We start from the raw sequence: 3,614 nt of genomic DNA on the forward strand, positions 1-3,614 counted from the left end.
GGCCCCGATCGACCCGCTCGCCGTAGGGGGTGCTGTTTCTTGAGAGAAGGGAGGCCCGCCGTCGGACGTCGCGGTCCCCGCCGGCACCGCATGCGCGGCGGCGTCGTAGGCGGCGGCGCCGAGGGCGGCGTCCGGGACGGCGCGGAAGGCGCCGCCGCGGCCCAGGTCGAAGATGACGGCCGCCGGGACGATCGGGACCACGCCGCCCGCCACCGGATACCCGATGCCCGCGTCCGCCAGCCGTTCCAGCACCCCGCAGGCCGCACCCAGCCCGTACGCGCTCCCGCCCGTCAGCACCACGGCGTGCACGCGCTCCACCAGGTTGCGCGGGTCGAGCAGCTCGGTCTCCCGCGTTCCCGGGGCGGCGCCCCGCACGTCCACGCCCGCCACCGCTCCCTCGGCAGGAGGCAGGACGACGGTGGTGCCGGTGCGGTAGCCGCCACCGGCCCGGTGCGCGTGCCCGACGCGCAGCCCCGCCACGTCCACCAGCGAGTTCGTCGGCCCAGGACGCATCAGTGGTCACCGTTCATGAAGCGCCGCGCCGCCTCGGCGAACACCCGGGCGCAACGGACGATCTCCTCGACCTCGACGTACTCGTCTGCCTGGTGCGCGATCCACTTCCCGCCGGGGCCGTACACGACGGACGGGATCCCGCCCCAGTGCGTCAGCACGGTCCCGTCGGTGGAGCCGGGCACCCCGCCGTACACCGGTTCCTCCCCCGTGACCGCGCGGTGGGCGGCGGCCAGCGCGGCCACCACGGGGTCGGACACGGGCACGTCCACCGGCGGCCGGTCCACCAGCACCGACACCTCGGCGGCGATCCCGTCGCAGGAGGCGAGCGCGGCCACCCGGTCGGCGATCTCCTTGTGCTCGACCCCGGGGATCGTCCGCACGTCCACGAAGACCGAGGCCACGGCGGGGATGACGTTGACCTGCGGCTCGGAGCCGGCCTGGAGCACGGTCGGCGTCACGTACACCTCGCCGAGGTGCTCGTGCGCCGGGTGGAGCCCCTGGAGCTCCTCCTGCAGCGCCCTGAGCCCGACCAGCAGCGGGCCGGCCGCCTGGATGGGGTTGCGGCCGTGCTGCGGCATCGCGCCGTGTGCCATCTTGCCGGTGAGGTCCACCCGCAGCCGCAGCGCGCCCTTGGCGACCGCGCAGATCTCGCCCGCCTCCGGCTCGGCCACGATCGCGCCGTCCACACCGGCCGCCAGCCCCTCGGAGACGAAGTGGTGCGCGCCCAGCATGAGGCCTTCCTCGTCGGCCAGCGCGCACACCTTGATCCGCCCGGGGAAGGGCCCGGCGAGTTGCAGGGCGCGGGTGGCGTACAAGGTGGCGGCCAGGCCGGACTTCATGTCGGCGCTGCCGCGCCCCCACAGCCGCCCGTCGCGGATCTCGCCGCCGAACGGGTCCACGGTCCACGTCGACAGGTCGCCCTCGGTGACGACGTCCGTGTGCCCCTCGAACATCAGCGTCGGCCCGTCCCCGCCACCGCCCTCGACCACCGCCACCACGTTCGGCCGGCCGGGCGCCACCTCGTAGACCGCGGGTTCCCAGCCCCACTCCCGCATCTTGGCCGCCACCAGCTCGGCGGCGGCCTGCTCACGCCGTCCGGGGTCGTTGGTGCTGGGGATCCGCACCAGCGCCTGCGTGAACGCCACCACTCCATCGGCATCGACGTCGATCAAAGCAATCCCTCCAGAGTCGGTACGGCCTGCAGCAACGTACGCGTGTAGGGGTGGGCGGGCGCGGCCCACACCTCGTCCACGGGGCCGCTCTCCACGATCTCGCCCGCGCTCATGACCGCGACGGTCTCGCACACGTGCCGCACCACGGACAGGTCGTGCGAGACGAACACCAGCGTGAGCCCGAGCTCGTCGACGAGGTCGGCCAGCAGGTTGAGTATCTGCCCGCGTACGGAGACGTCCAGCGCGCTGACCGGCTCGTCGGCGACCAGCACCTTCGGGCGGGGCGCGAGCGCGCGGGCGATGGCGATGCGCTGCCGCTGCCCGCCGGAGAACTGGTGCGGGTACCGGTCGGCGGCCGCGGCGGGCAGCCCGACCTCGTCCAGCAGCTCGGCGACCCGGGTTCCGACGGGCAGGCCGAGGGCGACGAGCGGCTCGGCGACGAGGTCGCGTACGCGCATGCGGGGGTCGAGCGAGCTCATCGGATCCTGGAAGACGATCTGGAGGTTCTCCCGGAGGAAGCGCAGGCGCCGCTCCGGCCTGCCGGAGATCTCCTGGCCGTCGAACGTGATGGTGCCGCTGGTGGGCTGGTCGAGGGCGCACAGGAGGCGGAGCAGGGTGGACTTGCCGGAGCCCGACTCGCCGACGATGCCGTACCGCTCGCCCCGCCCGATCGTCAGAGACACGTCGCGCAGCGCGTGGACGGCGGCGCCCGGCTTCGTGAGCGAGGTGCGGGGCCGGCGGTAGACGCGGTTGAGGTCGCGGGCGTCAATCAGCGGGGTGCCAGCATGCGTGGGCATGGCCGTCTCCTGTCAGCGCCGGTGCCTTCTCACATTTGGAGGTGGCGTGCGGGCAGCGGTTCCTGAACACGCAGCCGTCCGGGAAGTGGCCGGCCCCGGGGACGCTGCCCTTGATGGTCGGCAGCCTGGTGCCGCGCGGGGTGAGCTTGGAGGCGGCCAGCAGGCCCTCGGTGTAGCGGTGGCGGGGCCGGGTGAACACCTCGCGGATGGAGCCGCTCTCAACGACGCGGCCGCCGTACATGACCAGGACCCGCTCGCAGACGGAGGCGACGACGGCGAGGTCGTGGGTGATGAACAGCAGCGCGGGCGCGATCTCGGCGATCAGGTCGAGCATCTGCTTCTGCACGGTGACGTCGAGCGCGGTGGTGGGCTCGTCGCAGATGAGCAGCCCGGGCTCGTTGGCCAGGGCGATGGCGAGCATGACGCGCTGCCGCTGCCCGCCGGAGAGCTGGTGCGGGTAGGCGCGGGCGATGTCCGCGGGCTCGGGCAGGCGTACCCGGCCGAGGAGGCCGAGGGCGCGCTCGCGGGCCTCCTGGCGGCTGCGGCCGTGCAGGGTCATGACCTCGGCGACCTGGGCGCCGATCCGCATGAGCGGGTTGAGCGCGGTCATCGGCTCCTGGAAGACCATCGACAGCTCGCGGCCGCGCAGCCGCTTCAGCCGCCTCTCGGGCACGCCGACCAGGTCGCGGCCGTCCAGCGTGGCCTGCCCTGAGGCGGTGACGCCCTCGGGGAGCAGGCCCATGAGCGACAGCGCGGTCAGCGACTTGCCTGACCCGGACTCACCGATGAGCCCGACCCGCTCGCCCGGCGCGATCTCGAACGACACGTCGCGCACCAGCTCGACGGCGTCCGCGCGGACGGTCAGTCCCTCAACGCTCAGCGTGCTCAATTGGTCGCTCACCACTCCTCACTCACTCCGCGGAGTCCCTCCTCCGTCGGGCCTCCACTCCGCTCGCTACGTCGGGTTCGCTCCCGGATCCTCCTGAGCTTGGGGTCGAGGAAGTCGCGCAGGCCGTCGCCGAGGAGGTTGAAGCCGAGCACGGCCAGCGCGATCGCCAGCCCGGGCCAGAGCGCCAGGCGCGGGGTGGAGAACAGCAGCTCCTGGGACTCCTGCAGCATCCGCCCCCACGAC

The 3,614-nt window shown here is 73.5% G+C and carries 4 protein-coding genes and 1 pseudogene; all 5 read right to left on the reverse strand.

Going from position 1 to position 3,614, the window contains the following annotated elements:
• Window positions 1-513: P1 family peptidase (locus tag EJK15_RS68220; protein ID WP_171075417.1), on the reverse strand; the 513-nt coding region annotated here is incomplete at its 3' end.
• Window positions 513-1,685: a M20 family metallopeptidase gene (locus EJK15_RS68225; protein ID WP_240778128.1), complete on the reverse strand. Its 1,173-nt coding sequence runs from the start codon at window positions 1,683-1,685 to the stop codon at window positions 513-515. The genes EJK15_RS68225 and EJK15_RS68220, both read right to left, overlap by 1 nt.
• On the reverse strand, window positions 1,682-2,482 hold the full coding sequence (locus EJK15_RS68230) for an ATP-binding cassette domain-containing protein (protein WP_138720762.1): 801 nt from the start codon (window positions 2,480-2,482) through the stop codon (window positions 1,682-1,684). The genes EJK15_RS68225 and EJK15_RS68230 overlap by 4 nt, the downstream gene beginning before the upstream one ends.
• Window positions 2,451-3,383, reverse strand: coding sequence for an ABC transporter ATP-binding protein (locus EJK15_RS68235; RefSeq protein WP_171075418.1), 933 nt, complete (start codon window positions 3,381-3,383; stop codon window positions 2,451-2,453). Before EJK15_RS68235 ends, EJK15_RS68230 begins: the two co-directional genes overlap by 32 nt.
• Window positions 3,380-3,614: pseudogene (locus EJK15_RS68240) on the reverse strand (hypothetical protein); the annotation flags it as partial. The pseudogene EJK15_RS68240 and the gene EJK15_RS68235, both read right to left, overlap by 4 nt.

Origin of the sequence: Nonomuraea basaltis (genome assembly GCF_005893125.1) — a bacterium.
In the GTDB taxonomy this organism is placed as follows: domain Bacteria; phylum Actinomycetota; class Actinomycetes; order Streptosporangiales; family Streptosporangiaceae; genus Nonomuraea; species Nonomuraea basaltis.

Excerpts from the sequence above, each read along its gene's own strand:
- EJK15_RS68230 (WP_138720762.1), bottom strand. The coding sequence starts at position 2,482 with ATGCCCACGCATGCTGGCACCCCGCTGATTGACGCCCGCGACCTCAAC.